Origin of the sequence: Pedobacter sp. N23S346 (genome assembly GCF_048515415.1) — a bacterium.
In the GTDB taxonomy this organism is placed as follows: Bacteria; Bacteroidota; Bacteroidia; order Sphingobacteriales; family Sphingobacteriaceae; genus Pedobacter.
In genome coordinates this window covers 59238-78464 of record NZ_JBLYEE010000001.1, presented here as the reverse complement: position 1 = coordinate 78464, position 19227 = coordinate 59238, and the positions used below count along the sequence as shown (strand labels likewise).

At 38.2% G+C, this 19227-nt stretch carries 15 protein-coding genes; all 15 read left to right on the top strand.

Annotated elements, in window-relative coordinates; all coding sequences use genetic code 11:
- Window positions 1–30 precede the first annotated feature (30 nt).
- The 15 genes from ACN1CD_RS00340 to ACN1CD_RS00270 all read left to right on the top strand — a co-directional run bounded on the left by ACN1CD_RS00340 (window position 31) and on the right by ACN1CD_RS00270 (window position 19226).
- Window positions 31–765: a type III pantothenate kinase gene (locus tag ACN1CD_RS00340; protein WP_419128254.1), complete on the top strand. Its 735-nt coding sequence runs from the start codon at window positions 31–33 to the stop codon at window positions 763–765.
- A 1-nt stretch (window position 766) separates the two neighbouring features.
- Window positions 767–2059, top strand: a complete 1293-nt coding sequence (locus ACN1CD_RS00335) for a hypothetical protein (protein WP_419128253.1) — start codon at window positions 767–769, stop codon at window positions 2057–2059.
- The gene (locus tag ACN1CD_RS00330) at window positions 2059–2631 is read left to right on the top strand and encodes a hypothetical protein (protein WP_419128252.1); all 573 of its coding nucleotides are present in this window, start codon (window positions 2059–2061) and stop codon (window positions 2629–2631) included. The genes ACN1CD_RS00335 and ACN1CD_RS00330 overlap by 1 nt, the downstream gene beginning before the upstream one ends.
- 225 nt (window positions 2632–2856) lie before the next feature.
- A complete protein-coding gene (locus tag ACN1CD_RS00325) occupies window positions 2857–4941 on the top strand; it encodes a peptidylprolyl isomerase (RefSeq protein WP_419128251.1) in 2085 nt (694 codons plus the stop codon).
- A gap of 66 nt (window positions 4942–5007) precedes the next feature.
- On the top strand, window positions 5008–5523 hold the full coding sequence (locus tag ACN1CD_RS00320; protein ID WP_419128250.1) for a DUF2480 family protein: 516 nt from the start codon (window positions 5008–5010) through the stop codon (window positions 5521–5523).
- An 88-nt stretch (window positions 5524–5611) separates the two neighbouring features.
- The gene (locus tag ACN1CD_RS00315; RefSeq protein WP_419128249.1) at window positions 5612–6385 is read left to right on the top strand and encodes a DUF3108 domain-containing protein; all 774 of its coding nucleotides are present in this window, start codon (window positions 5612–5614) and stop codon (window positions 6383–6385) included.
- Between the two features lie 2 nt (window positions 6386–6387).
- Window positions 6388–6951 carry a DUF3109 family protein gene (locus ACN1CD_RS00310; protein WP_419128954.1) on the top strand — a complete coding sequence of 188 codons (564 nt, stop codon included), beginning with the start codon at window positions 6388–6390 and terminating at the stop codon, window positions 6949–6951.
- Between the two features lie 1137 nt (window positions 6952–8088).
- Window positions 8089–9141 carry a dTDP-glucose 4,6-dehydratase gene (gene rfbB, locus ACN1CD_RS00305; protein WP_419128248.1) on the top strand — a complete coding sequence of 351 codons (1053 nt, stop codon included), beginning with the start codon at window positions 8089–8091 and terminating at the stop codon, window positions 9139–9141.
- Window positions 9142–9690, top strand: coding sequence for a dTDP-4-dehydrorhamnose 3,5-epimerase (gene rfbC / locus ACN1CD_RS00300; RefSeq protein ID WP_419128247.1), 549 nt, complete (start codon window positions 9142–9144; stop codon window positions 9688–9690).
- The gene (rfbD, locus tag ACN1CD_RS00295) at window positions 9683–10537 is read left to right on the top strand and encodes a dTDP-4-dehydrorhamnose reductase (RefSeq protein WP_419128246.1); all 855 of its coding nucleotides are present in this window, start codon (window positions 9683–9685) and stop codon (window positions 10535–10537) included. The genes rfbC and rfbD overlap by 8 nt, the downstream gene beginning before the upstream one ends.
- Window positions 10538–10678: 141 nt before the next feature.
- On the top strand, window positions 10679–11539 hold the full coding sequence (gene rfbA / locus ACN1CD_RS00290) for a glucose-1-phosphate thymidylyltransferase RfbA (protein ID WP_419128245.1): 861 nt from the start codon (window positions 10679–10681) through the stop codon (window positions 11537–11539).
- 1065 nt (window positions 11540–12604) lie between these two features.
- Window positions 12605–13888 (top strand): nucleotide sugar dehydrogenase, encoded by a 1284-nt coding sequence (locus ACN1CD_RS00285; protein WP_419128244.1) that lies wholly within the window; start codon window positions 12605–12607, stop codon window positions 13886–13888.
- A 491-nt stretch (window positions 13889–14379) separates the two neighbouring features.
- A complete protein-coding gene (gene gmd / locus ACN1CD_RS00280) occupies window positions 14380–15516 on the top strand; it encodes a GDP-mannose 4,6-dehydratase (protein ID WP_419128243.1) in 1137 nt (378 codons plus the stop codon).
- A gap of 213 nt (window positions 15517–15729) precedes the next feature.
- Complete coding sequence (locus tag ACN1CD_RS00275) at window positions 15730–16527, top strand: tyrosine-protein phosphatase (RefSeq protein WP_419128241.1); 798 nt, start codon at window positions 15730–15732, stop codon at window positions 16525–16527.
- A 185-nt stretch (window positions 16528–16712) separates the two neighbouring features.
- Window positions 16713–19226 (top strand): SLBB domain-containing protein, encoded by a 2514-nt coding sequence (locus ACN1CD_RS00270; RefSeq protein ID WP_419128240.1) that lies wholly within the window; start codon window positions 16713–16715, stop codon window positions 19224–19226.
- Window position 19227 lies beyond the last annotated feature (1 nt).

Genomic DNA, 19227 nt, shown 5'->3' with positions numbered 1-19227 from the left:
CAGATAATAATCGCATAATTAGCGTCTTAAATGCATAGATTAACTATTGATATTGGAAACTCATCAGCGAAAATTGCTGTTTTTGCTGATCGTGAAATGATTCATCATCTTCGCTTGCTTAAGATAGGTATTATTGATCTGGCGCATTTGATCGATAAGTTTTCGCCTAAAAAAGCGATCATCAGTAGTGTAAATCAGGAAATCGCACCATTAGCGGAATTTTTAAAAAAACGTACCAATTATACCCGATTTACAACTTCATTAACCAATGGTGTGAAGAATCGATACCAGACGCCAAATACATTAGGACTGGATAGATGGGCCGCAATTTTGGGGGCAAATGGTTTATTTGGCGGATCAGCTTGCTTGGTTGTAGATGCAGGAACCTGTATCACTTATGATTTGTTGACCGGAAAAAATGAGTATTTTGGGGGAAGTATCAGCCCGGGGATAAAAATGCGTTTTAAAGCTGTGCATGAATATACCGGAAGACTGCCCCTGGTTGATTGGGATGCGAATGAAGAAATTCCTGAAGGTTTGGATACTATTTCTGCAATAAAGAATGGTGTATTGCAGGGGATAATCAATGAAATTGAAGGTTATATAGCCTTAAACAATATAAAAGAAAGTGCTTTAAAGGTGATTATAACGGGTGGCGATGCTAATTTTTTGTATAAGCAATTACAAAACAGCATCTTTGCCCCTCAAATTATAAAAGATCCCTACTTAGTATTAAAAGGATTAAATGAAGCTATTGCAGATTAAAATGTACAAAAGAATAAATTATATTGCAGCCATACTCGTTCTAGTTTGTGGTTTAGGTGCTCAGGCACAGGTTACCACTTCATCACCATATTCAAGATACGGCCTTGGAAATATAAAGGGTTCATTGCTTCCTCAGCTTAGGGCAATGGGTGGAATTTCTACTGCCGTGAATAAAGTAACCGGGTTTAATTATATCAATATGCAAAACCCGGCATCGTATTCTGGCGTCACTTTAACCACTATTGATATTGGGATGAGTGCCAGTTTAACCAGCTTATCGCGCAATAGTTTAAAAGAGTCTAGTTTCAACTCAACATTTAGTCACCTGGCTTTTGCAGTACCGGTGAGTAGAAAATCGGCCATAAGTTTTGGGATTCTGCCCTATTCAGATTTGGGATATTCCTATAGAAATAGTGTTAGAATAGATACTTTATCTGTTGATCAGCTTTACGAAGGTGAAGGTGGTTTATCAAAAGCATATTTCGGTTATGGTCATCGTTTTGGCGATCATTTAAGAATTGGCGGTAATGTGGAATATATTTTTGGAAATCTACAAACCTCCAGAGCAACTGAATACACTGCTTTAGGTGCAATTAATGCAAAGCTTCAAAATAAAAATAGTGTTGGTGGCTTAAACTATTCATACGGAATTCAGTATGATTTTAATCTTGGTGCAAAAACGCTTTTAACGCTTGGTTACTCCGGAAGTTCTGGTTCTAAAATCAATTCTGAGCAAAGTGCTTTCGCTATACAATACACCAGGGCTTTAGATGGAACTGAAAATCTTGCTATAGATACCTTAAATGCGATCAATTCAGGAAAGTCTGATTTGAAACTCCCATTAACGCACAACTTCGGAATCTCCATTCAACAAAATGATAAATGGTTAATTGGTGCAGATTTCAGAATGAGCAAGTGGGCTGCAACGAGTATTAATAATGTGAACTCTGGCTTACAGGATAGTTGGGGTGCATCATTAGGTGGACAATGGACACCAGATTACACCTCATACAACAATTATATGAAACGTATTGATTATCGTTTAGGTGTGAGCTATGATAAGACCTATATCAAAATAGGAAATCAAGATATTAAGCAAATGGGCGCGTCGCTAGGGTTTGGCTTCCCGCTTCCTACTGCGAATGCAGGTTCGGCTTTCTATAAAATCAATTTTACTACCGAGTTTGGTCAGAGAGGTACATTAACAAACAATCTTGTTAAAGAGCAATACATTAATTTCCATCTTGGCTTTACACTTAACGATACCTGGTTCCGTAAATACAGGGTAGATTAATGAAATTACAACCATTTTTATACGGTTTGATACTTGGGTTACCTCTCTTTCTGGTAGCTTGTGGAGAAGACGACCTTAAAAATGCAAATGCAGTATCTTCTAAAAAAGTAACTTTTACCCGAGACCGTACCTTGGGGGTCGAAATCATTTATAGTGATTCGGCAAGGGTAAAGGCGAAAGGTAAAGCGCCTATTATGGATAAAGTTACTCCCTCTACTGGTACAGGATATGAAGAAATGATCAAGGGAGTTAACATAGATTTCTTCAACCCCAACGGCACAATCAGTGGAAACCTGGTGTGCGATTATGCCATTAGAAAAGAAGAGATTAAGCAAACGATATTCAGAAAAAATGTTGTAGTTAAAAACGATAAGGGCGATACCTTTTCTTCTGAAGAATTAATATGGGATGAAGCTAAAAAGATCTTCTATTCTACCCAAAGGGTTTTTGTTAAAGGTGTAGATGGCAGCATTGGAGATGGAATTAACTTCAAAGCCCCTCAGGATTTCAGTACCTATGAGATGGAAACGGGAAGCGGCCAGTTAAATATGCAGGAAGGTATTGCGCCGTAAATAATAATTTTGAATGAGTGAATTTTGAATGAGAGAATACTGTTTTCGATTTGATTAAATTATATGCTATTCTATCATTCTATCCATCTCTCATTCCCTAATTAAGTAGTTCTATTTGCTTAAAAATTAAACACTTGATAAATAAAATTTTGTGTTTTCTTTTTTAAGGCAAATTTGTATCTTGCGCCCTCTTAAAAAAAACTAAATAAATTTATAAAGTACAATATGGGATTAATGACATTTTTGCGTAACCGTGCGGGCTATATCCTGGTCTTCGCTATAGGTTTTGCAATTGTTGCATTTTTAGTAGGTGATGCAATTAACGTGGGTAAACCTTTCTGGTCAGCAAACCAAAAGGTAGTAGGTTCTGTAGATGGCAATGACATCAGCATTGATGATTTTCAACCAAAGGTAGATCAAAGCTTAAATCAATTTAAACAACAATACGGTGGAAGCCTAAATCCACAGATGACTGCAATGGCGGTAGATCAAGCCTGGAATGCAGAACTTGGAAAAGTATTGTTAACAAAAGAATATGATCGTTTAGGTCTTACTGTTTCTGAAGATGAGTTGTTAGATCTTTTGCAAGGTCAAAACCCTAGCCCATTAATTAAACAATATTTTGCGAATCCTCAAACCGGCCAATTAGACCGTGCAACATTGATGAACTTTTTAAAATCAAAAGAACCTCAGGCACTTCAACAGTCTACCATGTTGCAACAGGAAATTACTAACCAGGCTTTGCAGACTAAATATTCTAATTTAATTCGCAATTCTGTATATGTAACTTCATTAGAGGCTACAGATGAATATACCAACCGCAATAAACTGGCGAATTTTAAATATGTAAGTTTAGATTATACCAGCGTTCCGGATGCATCTGTAAAATTAACCGATGGCGACTATTCTGAATATTATGATCAGAATAAAGCACGTTTTAATAATCCTCAGGAAAATCGTTCGTTTGATTATGTAACCTTCAGCATTAATCCTACTGCAGCTGATTCAGCAGCCGTGAAAGCACAGGTTGAGAAAATTGCAGCCGATTTTAAAGTGGCTAAAAATGATTCTCTTTTTGCAGCTATTAATTCGGAAGTTAAAGTTCCGTTTACTTACTTAACCAAAGGTAAATTAGATCCTGCAGTAGATTCAGCAGTTTTTGCTTTACCTGCCGGAAGTTATTACGGTCCGGTTTTATCTAACAACTCTTATAAATTAGTAAAAGTAGTAGATACCCGTTTCTCTCCTGATTCAGTTAAAGCCAGTCATATTCTAATTGATCCGGCTAAAATTGGTGGTGAAGATAAAGCCGTAAAATTAGCAGATTCACTAAAAGCATTAATTGCGAATGGTGGTAATTTTGCTCAATTGGCTCAAACCTACAGTGTAGATGGTTCTAAAGATAAAGGCGGAGAATTGGGTACTTTCGCTCGTGGAGCAATGGTTCCTGAATTCGAAAACGCAGTGTTTGAAGGAAAGGCTGGTGATATTAAAGTAGTAAAATCACAGTTCGGTGTACATGTAATCAAAATTGAAAAACAAATTGGTTCTTCTAAAGTTGCTAAGTTGGCATACATTGAGAAAGCATTAGCTGCTAGTAGTAAAACACAAGCTACTGCTTATAAAGCAGCAAGTAGCTTCTTAAACGATGTGAAAGGAAAAGACTTCGCAGCTTATGCAAAAGAAAAAGGACTTAAAGTTGCGGTGGCTGATAAGATTGCACCAACTCAGGGTTTCGCCCCAGGATTAGATAACCCACGTAAGTTAATTCAAGATGCTTATGCGGCAGATCAAGGTGATGTTTTACCAGAAATCTATACCATGACAAATGCCTACGTTGTTGCGCATCTAACTGATGTTAAACCAAAAGGTACTTTAACGTTAGCGCAAGTTAAAAAAGAAATAGAGCCAATGGTTCGCAATGCTGTGAAAGCTAAAATGTTGAAAGAGAAATTTAACAGTGCAGGCAAAGCAGGTTTAGCTCAAATTGCTTCAAAACTTGGCCGTACGGTAAATCCAGTTCAAAATATAGTTTTTGCAAACCCGATTATTCCAGGTATTGCTCAGGAAAATAAATTGGTGGGTAGTGTATTTGGTTCTCAGCCAGGTAAAGTTTCTGCTCCAATTGATGGCGATCGTGGTGTTTATGTATTCACGGTTGATGGATTCACTAATCCTGCACCAATTGCGAATATGTTCAAACAAAAAGAAGGAATGCTATTAAGCTTAGGTCAGCGTTCTTTACAATCTGCTTTCCAGGCATTACAAGATAATGCGAAGATAAAAGACAATCGTGTGAAATTCTATTAATTAGAAATTGCGTAATTTTGTAACCGTTCCGATGTTTAGTCGGAACGGTTTTTTTATTTCAATGCCATGGAGATTCAGGAAAATATTATTAATAAAGTTACCAATAGCGGATTAATCACCTTAAATCTGGAAGACTTTTATCATAAAGGCGAAAGGGTTCTTTATGATATCAAGGACAATCTTTTCCATGGACTTATGTTAAGGGAAAAAGATTTCAGGGCATTTATAAAAGACCACAACTGGGCGCAATATCAAGATCAGAACGTGGCCATTATTTGTTCTGCCGATGCCATTGTACCTACCTGGGCCTATATGCTCCTGGCCAATAGAATTAAGCCTTATGCTAACGAAGTGGTATTTGGCGGTTTAGATACGCTGGAAGCGGTGATGTTTGCCAAAGCCTTATCAAAAATAAATCCTGCAGAATATGCAGATGAGCGCGTAGTGGTAAAAGGTTGCGGGGATATTGATATTCCGGTATCTGCCTATGTAGAAGTGACCAATTTGCTTACGCCGGTAGTTAAAAGCATTATGTTCGGTGAGCCCTGTTCAACAGTTCCTGTATTCAAAAGAAAAGATTAAATTGGTTTGCTTTTTGTATATCTTTCCTAAAGATTCTGCAATTTTAGGGTTATCATGTTGAATCTCCACCATTGACACCAATAAGCAAATGAAACAAATATTAATCACCATCTCGGCAGTTTTTCTAACATTGACGAGTTTTTCACAGCAGTTACCCTTAAAAAAAGACCCTGTTTTTCAGGAGGGCGAGGTATTGCAATACCGGCTTAGATATGGCTTTATTACGGCAGCAGAAGCTACCATAAAAGTAACCAACTCTGATCTTAAGTTTGATAATAAGCCCACGTACAGGATTTCAGTCGATGCACAGACCTCTGGCACTTTTGATGTTTTCTACAAGATCAGGGATCGTTATGATTCTTATATTGATAAAACTGATTTGTTGCCTTATTTCTATCAGGAAAACATCAGGGAAGCCAGTTATAAAAGACAGGATAAGGCGAGGTTTAATCAGGATGGTAAAAAGGTAGTTTCCAATAGAGGTACCTTTAACACGCCTACTACGCAGACTTTCGATTTGGTTTCTGCCTATTACTTCGCCAGGAGTTTGGATGTGACTAAAATGAAGATCGGGGATACTTTTAAACTTAACTATTTTCTGCAGGATGAAATTTCTGCTTTAGAAATAGAATATGTAGGGAAAGAGACCATCAAAAGTAAGTTGGGTAATATCCGATGCCTTAAATTTAGTCCGTCTATTAAGCCAGGTCGGATTTTTAAGAAAGACAGTCGCCTGTATCTTTGGGTAACAGATGATGGGAATCGCGTACCTGTAAAAGCACAGGTAGAGATATTGGTAGGGGCTGTAACCATGGAATTAAAATCAGCCGCAGGCTTAAAATATGCTTTGGCAAAAGAATAATGATGATAGAAGTTGAACAGGTGCTCGTGCACGAAGATGTTTTGAAGGAGAATTTCGTTTGTAACCTCAGCAAATGTAAAGGGATTTGTTGTGTAGAGGGCGATTCTGGTGCGCCACTAGATCATGATGAGACGGCTATCCTGGAAGAGATTTATCCGAAAATCAAGCATCTTTTAAATGAAAAAGGAATTAAAGCCATCGAAGAGCAAGGTACTTATGTGATTGATGAAGATGGCGATTTAACTACTCCTTGTGTAGAAAAAAACGAAGAGTGTGCGTATGTACTATTTGAAAATGGTATTACTAAATGTGCTATAGAAAAAGCTTACGAACAAGGTATTGTAGCATGGCAAAAGCCAATATCCTGTCATTTATACCCCATCCGCATCACTAAATACCCGGAGTTTGATGTCTTGAATTACGATCGCTGGCACATCTGTCATGATGCCTGTACTTTCGGGAGGGAGTTAAAGGTTCCAGTTTATAGTTTCTTAAAAGGACCACTGATCAGAAAATACGGCGAAGACTGGTATAAAGAACTGGAGAGTTCTGTTGCAGCTATGTAACCAGGGATTCCTACCGATTCATTTAGAGGTGCCCGCAAAGCGGGGGTTGTTTCTTTGTCCTGGCCAGACGGGCTTTTTTCTTTTGGCATCAAAAGAAAAAAAAATGTCGGCTTAAATTTTTGTTTTAAAGTTTGTGGTTAGGCTTAAATAAGCTATCCCCAAAAATTTGTTAGGCCGATTTGAGCGGAACGGAGATGCAATACTTAGGCTTAGCCAGGTGGAAACACAAGTAGTAAAAAGATTCATTATCAATTAATTGAAAATAACTTCAATGGTAGAAAATATGGCGAAGACCGATATAAAGAACTGGAGAGTTCTGTTATAGCTATGTAACCAAGGATTGCTAATCTAGTATTTGTCTTTCAGAGGGTTAATTTATTTTATAAAAATCAATATAAATGACGTTTGTGCGGGATATAGGTTCTGCGATATGCAATTCCCACCGATTCATCTGGAGTTGCCTGCAAGGCGGGGTTGTTTATTTGTCCTGGCCAGACGGGCTTTTTTCTTTTGGTATCAAAAGAAACAAAACCGAGCATTTCTGCGAGCTCATTAATACAGAAAAAAACAATAAATAACACATTAATAAATGTCGGCTTAAAATTTTTGTTTTAAAGTTAGTGGTTAGGCTTAAATAAGCTGTCCCCAAAAATTTGTTAGGCCGATTTGAGCGGAACGAAGATGCAATACTTAGGCTTAGCTAGGTTAAAACACAAATAGTAAAAAGACTCATTATCAATTAATTGAAAATAACGTCAATGGTAGCTGATCGAAACGCCCCCTAAAGAGCAGTTTTTATTGGCTCTTCGACAGGCTTAGAACGACCTTTTGAATTTATATTCTGCCTTTTATTAAGCGCATATTGCTATGCAAGCATAATATATGCCTTTATATGCAACTATCATGCAATAGAACAGCAATAGGATACGGCTAAGCCTGCCACCAGATTGCCAATTGGCTGGCGCTTAAAGTCACCCTTTTCTCTGTTTTTTTACGCTCATTAAACACGTGCTCCCGTTTGGTCAATCACTTCAAATGTTGAAATCGTTGAGCTTCTAAATCACAAAGATTATCGACTTAAATTGTTTATATGTAATAACTATGTTATTTTAGCCAATTGAAAACATTTAATATACTGTGAAAAAAATTCTAATCACCGGTGGGGCAGGCTTTATAGGCTCTCATGTAGTACGTCGATTCGTTAAAAACTATCCAAGTTACGAAATCGTAAATCTAGATAAGCTTACCTATGCAGGTAACCTGGCGAATTTAACCGACATTGAAAACGAAGCTAATTATCGTTTTGTAAAAGAGGATATCACTGATGCCAATGCAATGAGTGAATTGTTCAAAAAAGAAAACTTTGATGCAGTGATTCACCTTGCAGCAGAAAGTCATGTAGATCGTTCTATTACAGATCCAACTGCTTTCGTGATGACCAATGTGATTGGTACAGTGAATTTACTGAATGCTGCCCGCGAACACTGGAAAGGCGAATATGATCAAAAACGCTTTTATCATGTTAGTACTGATGAGGTATATGGTGCATTAGGTGAAGAAGGTATGTTTACTGAAACTACTGCTTATGATCCGCATAGTCCATACTCTGCATCAAAAGCCAGTTCTGATCATTTTGTTCGTGCCTATCATGATACTTATGGAATGGATTGCGTAATTTCTAACTGCTCGAATAATTATGGTTCCCATCACTTTCCAGAAAAGCTGATCCCGTTAGCCATTAATAATATTAAAAATAATAAGCCAGTTCCGGTTTATGGTAAAGGCGAAAATGTTCGCGATTGGTTATGGGTAGAAGATCATGCCAGGGCTATTGATGTGATTTTCCATCAGTCTAAAACCGGCGATACTTATAACATTGGCGGACATAACGAATGGAAAAATATTGATCTAATTAATTTGCTTTGCGAAATCATGGATGAGAAATTAGGTCGTGAGAAAGGCGAATCAGCCAAACTGATTACCTATGTAACCGATCGTGCGGGTCATGATTTACGTTATGCTATCGATTCTTCGAAACTTCAAAACCAGTTGGATTGGGTACCTAGTTTACAGTTTGAAGAAGGCTTAGCCAAAACGGTTGACTGGTATCTTCAAAACGAAGAATGGTTAAACAATGTTACTTCAGGAAATTATCAGTCTTATTACGAAAAACAGTATAGCGAAAAATAAATGGAAATCGAACAGACAGGTTTAGCAGACTGTATTATCATTAAACCAAGGGTTTTCGATGATCCGCGAGGATATTTCTTCGAAAGTTTCAATAAGCAAACATTTGAAGAAAAAACCGGCTTGTCCGGCGATTTCGTTCAGGATAATCAATCTTATTCGTCTTATGGCGTTATCCGTGGTTTACATGCCCAAACCGGTGCATTTACACAAGCCAAACTGGTGCGTGTAACCAAAGGTGAAGTATTAGATGTGGCTGTAGATGCCCGTCCGGGATCTCCAACCTATGGCAAGCATGTTGCCGTGCGTTTGAGTGCTGAAAATAAATTACAATTGTATATTCCAAGGGGGTTTGTGCATGGCTTCTCTGTATTGAGTGAGACTGCTGAATTTCTTTATAAATGCGATAATTTCTTCAATAAGGCCTCTGAAACTGGTGTGATTTTTAACGATACCGATTTGAATATCGACTGGATGATTCCAGAAGATCAGCAGTCTGTATCTGATAAAGATCTTTTATTAAAAACTTTTGCTGAACTGCATCATGGGTAAAATATTAGTAATAGGTGCTGGCGGACAGTTAGGACAATGTTTGAAAATAGTATCTACACGGCGTAACCTCACCGACATTGTATTTCCATCAGAAGCTGATGCAAATATTTTAGATCAGGCAGGCCTTCAGGCGCTTCTTTCTAAAGAACAGCCAGCTTTTGTGATTAACTGTGCGGCTTATACTGCTGTTGATAAGGCAGAAGATGAAGTAGAATTAGCCAAGGCCGTTAATGAAACTGGTGCAGCTAACCTGGCGATCGCCTGTGCAGCTAATGGAGCCGCATTAATACACGTTTCCACTGATTTTGTATTTGAAGGAAATGACGTGAAACTTCTTATTGAAGATGATGTAGCGAATCCGATCAATGTTTATGGTCAAACCAAATTGGATGGTGAGAAAGCCGTTATTGCATTATTGAAAGAACATTTTATTCTTCGTACGAGCTGGTTGTATTCAGAATATGCCAATAATTTTGTGAAAACCATGTTAAAGCTGGGTGCAGATCGCGATGAATTAAATATTATTGCAGATCAGGTAGGTACACCCACTTATGCCATTGATTTAGCGAATGCTATTTTTGATATCATCAATGCTGATTCTGATGCTTATGGCGTTTATCACTATAGCAACGAAGGGGTAACCTCCTGGTTCGATTTTGCAAAAGCTATTTTCGATATTAGTGATACAAAGGTAAAGGTTAATCCTATTCCTGGTTCAGCATATCCAACTAAAGCCTCCAGGCCTGCGTTTTCAGTTATGGACAAAACAAAAATCAAAAAAACTTTTAATATAGAAATTCCGTACTGGAGAGATAGTTTGGTGGAGTGTATAGCAAAATTGCAGTAATCAGTTAACAGTTAACAATTTTCAGTTAGCAGTTGACAATTAACAGTTGGTGATGACATTAAGAAGTGAATGGATAATTATTGATCAATAAGCAGCAGTCATGACTAATGGCTATTGAACAAATGAACTAATGACAAAAATATGAAAGGTATAATTCTTGCCGGAGGAAGCGGTACACGCTTGCATCCATTAACGCTTGCCTGTAGCAAACAAATGATGCCGGTTTACGATAAACCGATGATTTACTATCCGCTTTCTACTTTAATGTTAGCCGGAATCAAAGAAATTCTAATCATTTCTACTCCACATGACCTTCCTAATTTTGAAAAATTATTAGGTGACGGATCTGCCATTGGCTGTAAACTCAGCTATGCTGTACAGGCAGAGCCGAACGGATTGGCACAAGCCTTTGTGATTGGTGAAGAATTTATCGGTAAGGATAAGGTTGCACTGGTACTGGGTGATAACATCTTTCATGGAGATGGAATGGCAAAACTGTTGCAAGCCAGTTCAGATCCTGATGGTGGCGTGGTGTTTGCCTACCAGGTTTCCGATCCTGAGCGTTATGGTGTAGTGGAATTTGATGCCAATAAGAAAGCCATCTCGATTGAGGAGAAACCAACCTCACCAAAATCTGATTATGCTGTTCCGGGATTGTATTTTTACGACAATGAAGTGGTAGAGATTGCCAAAAATATTATACCTTCTCCCCGCGGCGAGTATGAAATTACAGACATTAACCGGGTTTATCTAGAGCGTGGTAAATTGAAAGTAGGCGTGCTAAGTCGCGGTACAGCCTGGTTGGATACGGGTACATTTACCTCCTTAATGCAGGCGGGTCAATTCGTGCAAATTATTGAAGAACGTCAAGGTTTAAAGATTGGATGTATCGAAGAGATTGCCTATCGCATGGGCTTTATCGATGCGGATCAGCTTAAAGCTATCGCCACACCATTGGTTAAAAGTGGATATGGTTCTTACCTATTGAAACAGATTAAGTAGTTGATGAATATTGTATCAATTATTTAAGATAAGATTTGTTATGTTGAGCTTGTCGAGACACCTGTAAGAACATTTTTACAAGTCTTTCGACAGGCTCAGGATGACGTTAATGGTAAAGCGATAGCAAGATCGTTAGTGCAAAGATCCTGAATCAAGTTCAGGAGGACGATCGCTTTAACCCACCGTTCATATGAATGCAAAATAACAGGTTCGGTGTTGAACAAAGTTGGTGTGTATGACCTGAGGGATGCTTCGATAGGCTCTTGATGAAGAGGCAGCAGATCGTTAAGACAAAGATCCTGAATCAAGTTCAGGAGGACGATCGCTTTAACCCACCGTTCATATGAATGCAAAATAACAGGTTCGGTGTTGAACGAAGTTGGTGTGTATGACCTGAGGGATGCTTCAACAGGCTACCATTGATGTGCTTTGTTAAATCTATTTTTCAGTATCATAAGTTAACGTCAATCATATTGGTTTTTATGAATAAATTATCCCGCAGGATGATAGTAAGTTATTCATTGATAGCAAACGCATTAAAAACACAAGATGATTGATAACACCAACCGAAAGAAGCGAGGTACCCGCAAAGCGGGGTTGTTTATTTGTCTTAGCCAGACGGGCTTATTTTCTTTTGGCACCAAAAGAAACAAAAGTGCCGGCTCGCAATTTTTCTGTTTAAGTCAATAGATAGGCTTAGTCAGTGCCAACCCGAAAAATTGACCATGCCGGTCTAAGAGCAGAACGAAGAAACAGTGGTTTGGCCTTTCTGAATTACTATAGCGATCGCTATAAACATTCGCTGTCATGCAGATGGGTGATTTATTCCATAAAAATCGATATAAGTGATGTTTTTGTAATTAATTGATTTTTAGTTATTTAATTAATTACGTCAATGGTAGATTGTCGAAACATTGTAAAGTATATTTTTTACAAATCCTTCGACAGGCTCAGGATGACATTCGAATTTATGATACAGGCACTTAGTATCCATCAAATCTGTATCGCTGCTTTAATTCCGAAATCAGAATTTAAGCCCTATCTTTGGCTGGATCATCATCATTAATGGATACAAAAAAAAAGATTGCAATCATTGGCCTTGGATATGTTGGCCTACCTTTAGCGATAGAATTTGCCAAATATTTTAACGTTACCGGCTTCGATATTAACGCCAGCAGGGTTAAAAGTTTAAACGAACTGGTCGACTTCACGCATGAGGCCAATCTAAATGACCTTGCCCAGGTATTGCATCCAGTTAAGTCAGGAAAAGGTCTTACGCTCACTTCCAATCTGGCTGATCTTTCCACCTGCAATATCTACATTGTTACGGTTCCAACGCCAATTGATCATTTGAAAAGGCCGGATCTGCAGCCCCTACTTAAAGCCAGCCAGATGATTGGTTCCCTTTTAAAAAGAGGCGATCTGGTTATTTATGAATCAACCGTTTACCCTGGCTGTACGGAAGAAGATTGTGTGCCTGAGCTTGAGCGGATTTCTGGCTTACAATACAACCAGGATTTCTTTTGCGGGTATTCTCCAGAGCGGATCAATCCGGGAGACAAGATCAACACGCTTACCAAAATTAAAAAAGTAACCTCTGGCTCTACGCCTGAAATCGCAGTAGTGGTTAATGAACTTTATGCTACTATCATTACCGCAGGTACCCACCTGGCACCCAGTATAAAAGTTGCAGAAGCCTCTAAGGCCATAGAAAATGCGCAACGGGATGTTAATATTTCATTTGTAAACGAACTGGCCCTGATTTTCGATCGGATGGAGATTGACACGGCTGATGTATTGGCTGCAGCAGCTACAAAGTGGAATTTTCTGAACTATAAGCCCGGCCTCGTTGGCGGCCATTGCATCGGGGTTGATCCCTATTATCTTGCTCATAAATCTGAGGCTTTGGGTTATAAACCCGAAGTTATACTTTCTGGCCGGCGGGTAAACGATAATATGGGCATGTTTGTAGCCAATAAAGTAATTAAAATGCTTGTTGCCCGGAATAAGCAGATTCAACATGCTAAAGTGCTGATTCTTGGTTTTACTTTTAAAGAAAATTGTCCCGATACCAGGAATACCAAAGTAATCGATATTTATAAAGAGCTTCAATCATTCAGCATTCAAGCCGATATTCATGATCCCTGGGCCAATGGCGAAGAGGCGCATCGTGAATATGGAGTTAACCTGGTCCCGGAAGGTGATTTTACGTCGTATGATGCCATCATACTTGCTGTGGCTCATCAAGAATTTCAGAAGATAAATTTCAGTTTGTTAAAGCAACAGGGGGTTATTATTTATGATACCAAGTCTTTCATTAACCGGGATGCTGTTGATGCGAGGCTTTGAAGGAGGGAGAAAGACTAAAGCTAAAAGACTAAAGCGGAAAGGTTAAAGCTGAAAGACTAAAGCTAAAAGACTAAAGCGGAAAGGTCAAAGCTGAAAGATTAAGGCTTAAAGACCAAAGCCTAAAGTTTGTTAGTAAGCAGAAAAAAACAAAAGAAAAGTAAAACAATTACTGCCGCATTTTGTTTTGCCATTAGTTTATCCCATTATTATGATTACTCCAATCGAAATCCTAGGCATTGCTGCTGTAGTTTTTTCAAATATAGTAGCGTATTTTTCCCTGAAGCGTTTAAAAAATATTGAAAAGCGCAGAGTGCTTGACAAGCATAATCAGCTGAATTCTTTAATCTAATTTTCTTCTATTAATATGTTTTTTGCTTCATAATCAAAATGCTACCAGATGGGTATGTCTCCTCGTTTCCTAAAAGACTTAAGTGTTTTGTCAATCGAATAAATTATTCAGTATGTTTGCAGTTCAAAATTTAGAATAGTTTATGAAAGTTGCTTTAATTACAGGTGTAACCGGACAAGATGGGGCGTATTTAGCCGAATTCTTACTTAAAAAAGGTTATTTCGTACATGGATTGAAAAGACGTGCATCATCCTTTAATACTGATCGCATTGATCATTTGTATCAGGATCAGCATGAAAGCAATGTTCGCTTTAAGTTACATTATGGCGATTTAACCGATTCAACCAATTTGATCAGAATTGTTCAGGAAGTACAACCAGATGAGATTTATAATCTTGCGGCCATGAGCCATGTTCAAGTGAGTTTTGAAATGCCCGAGTATACTGCCAACGCCGATGGGATTGGAACCTTACGTTTACTTGAAGCTGTTCGAATATTAGGATTAACTGAAAAAACTAAAATATATCAGGCCTCTACTTCTGAGTTATATGGTTTAGTGCAGGCGGTTCCGCAAAGTGAAACCACACCTTTCTACCCACGTTCTCCATATGCGGCAGCAAAAATGTACGCTTATTGGATTACTGTAAATTACCGTGAAGCTTACCATATGTTTGCCTGCAATGGTATTCTATTTAACCATGAAAGTCCTTTACGTGGCGAAACTTTCGTAACCCGAAAAATTACCAGAGCATCGTGTAAAATCGCTTTAGGTTTACAGCACTGTTTATATCTGGGTAATCTTTCCGCTCAAAGAGACTGGGGACATGCCAAAGATTATATTGAGGCCATGTGGCTAATTCTTCAGCAAGATCGTGCAGAAGATTTTGTAATTGCTACCGGCGTTACCACCACGGTTCGTGATTTTGTTAGAATGAGTTTTGCCGAACTTGGGATTGAAATTGAATTCTCCGGAAAAGATGAAAATGAAAAAGGGGTAATTATTGATATTGATGAACAAGTGATTAAAACACTCGGTTTAAATAGTGAATTCCTGAAACCAGGACAAACGGTGGTTCGGGTAGATCCAAAATATTTCAGACCAACTGAAGTGGATTTATTATTGGGCGATCCTACCAAATCAAAAACTCAACTGGGTTGGGTGCCTAAGTACGACCTTCCTTTGCTGGTTAAAGATATGATTGCCTCCGATCTTAATTTGATGAAAAAAGATGAATACCTGAAACAAGGTGGTTATAAAACGCTTAACTATTTTGAGTAATCCATCATTGGGTGCAGAATTATGGTTTAAAGGTTATTTTGATGATTCAAATTATTGCAGGGGGTATTTTGCTTCAGATAACCTGATCTATTTTTTTAGATGCGGTATTTTTGAAAAAATAAACGCTTTTTTAGTAATTTTATAAATTGAAATCCCAGAAAGACAAGAAAACTAACCATTGCTTTTTGGTAAAATGCATAAATGGTTAGCACAATGATTAAAATTGCCGCTTCTCCAACCATATTTCAATATTCAGATAAGATGTTTAACTTTTTTACAAAAAAAAATAAGATAACTGATATTTCCTGGTTAGGAATAGATATGCATTCGCATATTTTGCCTGGAATTGATGATGGATCTCCAGATGTAGCTACCTCTTTGCGGTTTGTGAAGTCATTGGAGGATCTGGGCTTTCATCAACTTATTGCCACACCTCATATTTTCAAAGAATTATATCCCAATACCAAAATTACAATCGATCAGGCTAAGCTTGCTTTGCAACTTGCCATGGACCAAGCGAAGGTTTCTTTAAAATTAGATTCTGGTGCAGAATACATGATCGATCAGGATTTTGATCTGGAAGCCGAGATGTGTTCTATTCAGGAAAAGTTTCTATTGATAGAGATGTCTTATCTTAATGAAAGCCCGAATATCAGTCAAAGGGTATTTGACGTGGAGATTAAGGGATACCAGCCAATTTTAGCGCATCCAGAGCGCTATATTTTTTATTTTAAAGACAAAACCAAACTCAATCGTTTCAAAGAAAAAGGCTGTTTGCTACAGCTAAACCTTTTATCGATAGTTGGTTATTATGGAAAAGAAGTAAAACAGCTTGCAGAATACCTGTTAAAGGAAAATATGTATGACCTGGCTGGAACAGATTTACACCATGATAAACACCTCAATACTTTGACAGATGCCGTTCAAAGCGGAAAGCTATACGATCTAATTGGTCTGTATCCGTTTAAAAATAAAGAATTGTTTGGTCAAAGCGTTACTGAAACCCTGTAAATTTTTTAATCCATTATCACATTGACTTTGATAAGGTAAAACAGGTGTTAATGTTTTGTGCGTTTCCACACGCAATGAAATAATTTTGTATTTTTGGGGCAACATAGCATATAAATAAAATGATCTTGTGTTGGGTAATGGTTTTTAATGACCTGGCTACACAAATTTTCATAAACTACCTACACATGAAGTTTAAACATTTACTTAAGGCAATTTTAATTTTTTGCGCCTTTATCCTTTCCCATTCCCTATATGCTCAAACCAATTATGCCGATGTAAAGGTAGATGAGCTGAGTGATGCCAAGATCAGAGAATTGATGCAGCGTGCCGAATCCATTGGCTATACCGATGCCCAATTGGAGCAGCTAGCATTGGCACAAGGTATGCCACAAACGGAAATTGAAAAACTTCGGGTGAGGGTAGAAAAGATCAGGAAGCAGGATGGAGGTGGAAATTCGGGGACCAATGGAGATCCTACACTTACCAAACCATTTGTAGATGTAGAGCGTACCAGGGTAAATAATTCGCAAAGTAAAATTGATTCTTTAAAAAGGGTGAATTCGGCTTTATCTTCCAAGGCCCTAGCCAATACTATTGTTCCTGATAAATTAAAAATATTTGGTGAAGAATTATTTGGGTTAAGTACCCAAACCTTTGAACCCAACCTCAGGATGGCTACACCTAAGAGTTATGTAGTGGGGCCGGATGATGAATTGCTAATCGATATTACCGGTGATAATGAAGTAAGCTACAAATCAAAAATAAGTCCGGATGGTAACATCAGAATTCAGTATGTAGGTCTTATTTCAGTTTCAGGCCTCACCATTGAGCAGGCAACTTCTAAAATCAAATCATCACTTTCAGGAACATATCCTGCCTTAAAATCAGGAAGGACCTCCGTATCTGTAACGCTTGGTAATATTAAAAGCATTTCAGTTATTGTAGTAGGCGAAGCCGTAAAACCGGGTTCTTATACCGTATCTTCCCTTTCATCTTTATTTAACGTTTTAAGTACGTCCGGAGGTCCCAATAGTAACGGAAGCTATCGTAATATCCAGGTGATCAGAAATAATAAAGTAATTTATACCGTAGATATTTATGACTTTCTTTTAAATGGAATCCAGAAAGGTAATATTCGCTTGCAGGATCAGGATGTAATTAATATCCCGGTTTATCAAACCCGTATCGAATTATCAGGCGCGGTTAAAAGACCTGCCTATTTTGAAATTAAAGATTCAGAGACACTGGCTGACGCTTTACGTTTTGCAGGTGGATTTGCCAATGATGCCTATTCGGCACAAATTAAAGTATTGCAAAATACCAACAGGGAACGTAAAATTACAGACATTCCAGAGGCGGAATTCAGTACTTATCAACCGAAAAATGGTGATAAGTATATTGTGGAGCGTATTCTCGACCGCTTTGCTAACCGTGTTGAAATTGAAGGTGCTGTTTTCCGTCCGGGTCAATATGAGCTTGATGATCAATTGACGCTTAAAAGTCTGATTCAAAAGGCCGATGGCGTGAAGGAAGATGCTTTCTTAAACCGGGGATATATCTCCAGATTAAACGCAGATAACAGTTTAGCCCTGGTTTCTTTTGATTTGGGTAAGATTTTAGCCGGTACAGAACCCGATATCAAATTACAGCGGGAAGATAAGGTGAGCATCAAATCGATCTTTGAGTTACGCGAAGAGTTCAGGGTAACTATTCAGGGTGAGGTAAGGCAGCCAGGAACATTTGTTTATGCAGCTGGGATGAACCTGGAATCTTTAATTCAGATGGCTGGTGGTTTCAGAGAAAGCGCAACACCTAACAGAATTGAAATCTCCAGAAGGATTAAAAACAGTGATGCTACTTCGGTATCTGCTCAAACGGCAGAAGTGTTTACTGTAAATGTAGATCCGGATTTGAAACTGCAGGATCAGGACTTTACTTTAAAGCCATTTGATATTGTTTCTATCAGAAGTTCAGAGAGCTATCATACGCAGCGTCAGATTAAGATTGAAGGCGAGGTATTGTATCCTGGTATCTATACTGTTACCAAAAAGGATGAAAGAATTTCCGACATTATCAAGCGTGCAGGAGGTTTAAGTCCATTGGCTTACGTAGAGGGTGCTTCATTAAGGCGAACTGGTAAAGGAGATCTTCGGATGGATAGTCTGGAAACCAGAAGAGAAGAAAGAGAGAAGATTTTAAATTTACAACGTTTAAAACAATCTGGCGCCAGAGATACCACCAGCCTGGATAAGGACCTGGAGATTCTGAGAAGTGATCTGGTAGGGATCGACCTTAAAAAAATCATGGGTAAGCCCTTATCCCGCAATGATTTAATTGTGGAAAATGGTGATGTGATCAGGGTACCTAAAGAACTTCAAACGGTACGTGTTACCGGAGAAGTGTTGAAACCAAACAGTATTGTCTATACGAAAGGCAAAAGTTTTACGGGCTATATTAGTGGCTCAGGAGGCTTTAGTTACAATGCCTATAAAAAAGGGGCGTTTATCGTTTATTCAAACGGATCAGTTGCTGCAAACCGGAAGTTTTTATTCTTTAATAATTTCCCACAAGTAAAACCAGGTTCTGAAATTTTTGTACCCAAAAGGGCTGAACGAGAAAAACTCAATGCGGCCACGTTTATTGGGGTATCAACAGGTATAGCCTCACTGGCTGCCATTATTGTTAGTTTATTACGTTAAG

Coding starts and splice junctions, on each gene's coding strand:
- rfbC (WP_419128247.1), top strand. CDS start 9,142: ATGGAAATCGAACAGACAGGTTTAGCAGACTGTATTATCATTAAACCA.
- ACN1CD_RS00320 (WP_419128250.1), top strand. CDS start 5,008: ATGGAGATTCAGGAAAATATTATTAATAAAGTTACCAATAGCGGATTA.
- ACN1CD_RS00325 (WP_419128251.1), top strand. CDS start 2,857: ATGGGATTAATGACATTTTTGCGTAACCGTGCGGGCTATATCCTGGTC.
- rfbD (WP_419128246.1), top strand. CDS start 9,683: ATGGGTAAAATATTAGTAATAGGTGCTGGCGGACAGTTAGGACAATGT.
- ACN1CD_RS00270 (WP_419128240.1), top strand. CDS start 16,713: ATGAAGTTTAAACATTTACTTAAGGCAATTTTAATTTTTTGCGCCTTT.
- ACN1CD_RS00330 (WP_419128252.1), top strand. CDS start 2,059: ATGAAATTACAACCATTTTTATACGGTTTGATACTTGGGTTACCTCTC.
- gmd (WP_419128243.1), top strand. CDS start 14,380: ATGAAAGTTGCTTTAATTACAGGTGTAACCGGACAAGATGGGGCGTAT.
- ACN1CD_RS00340 (WP_419128254.1), top strand. CDS start 31: ATGCATAGATTAACTATTGATATTGGAAACTCATCAGCGAAAATTGCT.
- ACN1CD_RS00275 (WP_419128241.1), top strand. CDS start 15,730: ATGATTAAAATTGCCGCTTCTCCAACCATATTTCAATATTCAGATAAG.
- ACN1CD_RS00315 (WP_419128249.1), top strand. CDS start 5,612: ATGAAACAAATATTAATCACCATCTCGGCAGTTTTTCTAACATTGACG.
- ACN1CD_RS00335 (WP_419128253.1), top strand. CDS start 767: ATGTACAAAAGAATAAATTATATTGCAGCCATACTCGTTCTAGTTTGT.
- rfbA (WP_419128245.1), top strand. CDS start 10,679: ATGAAAGGTATAATTCTTGCCGGAGGAAGCGGTACACGCTTGCATCCA.
- ACN1CD_RS00310 (WP_419128954.1), top strand. CDS start 6,388: ATGATAGAAGTTGAACAGGTGCTCGTGCACGAAGATGTTTTGAAGGAG.
- ACN1CD_RS00285 (WP_419128244.1), top strand. CDS start 12,605: ATGGATACAAAAAAAAAGATTGCAATCATTGGCCTTGGATATGTTGGC.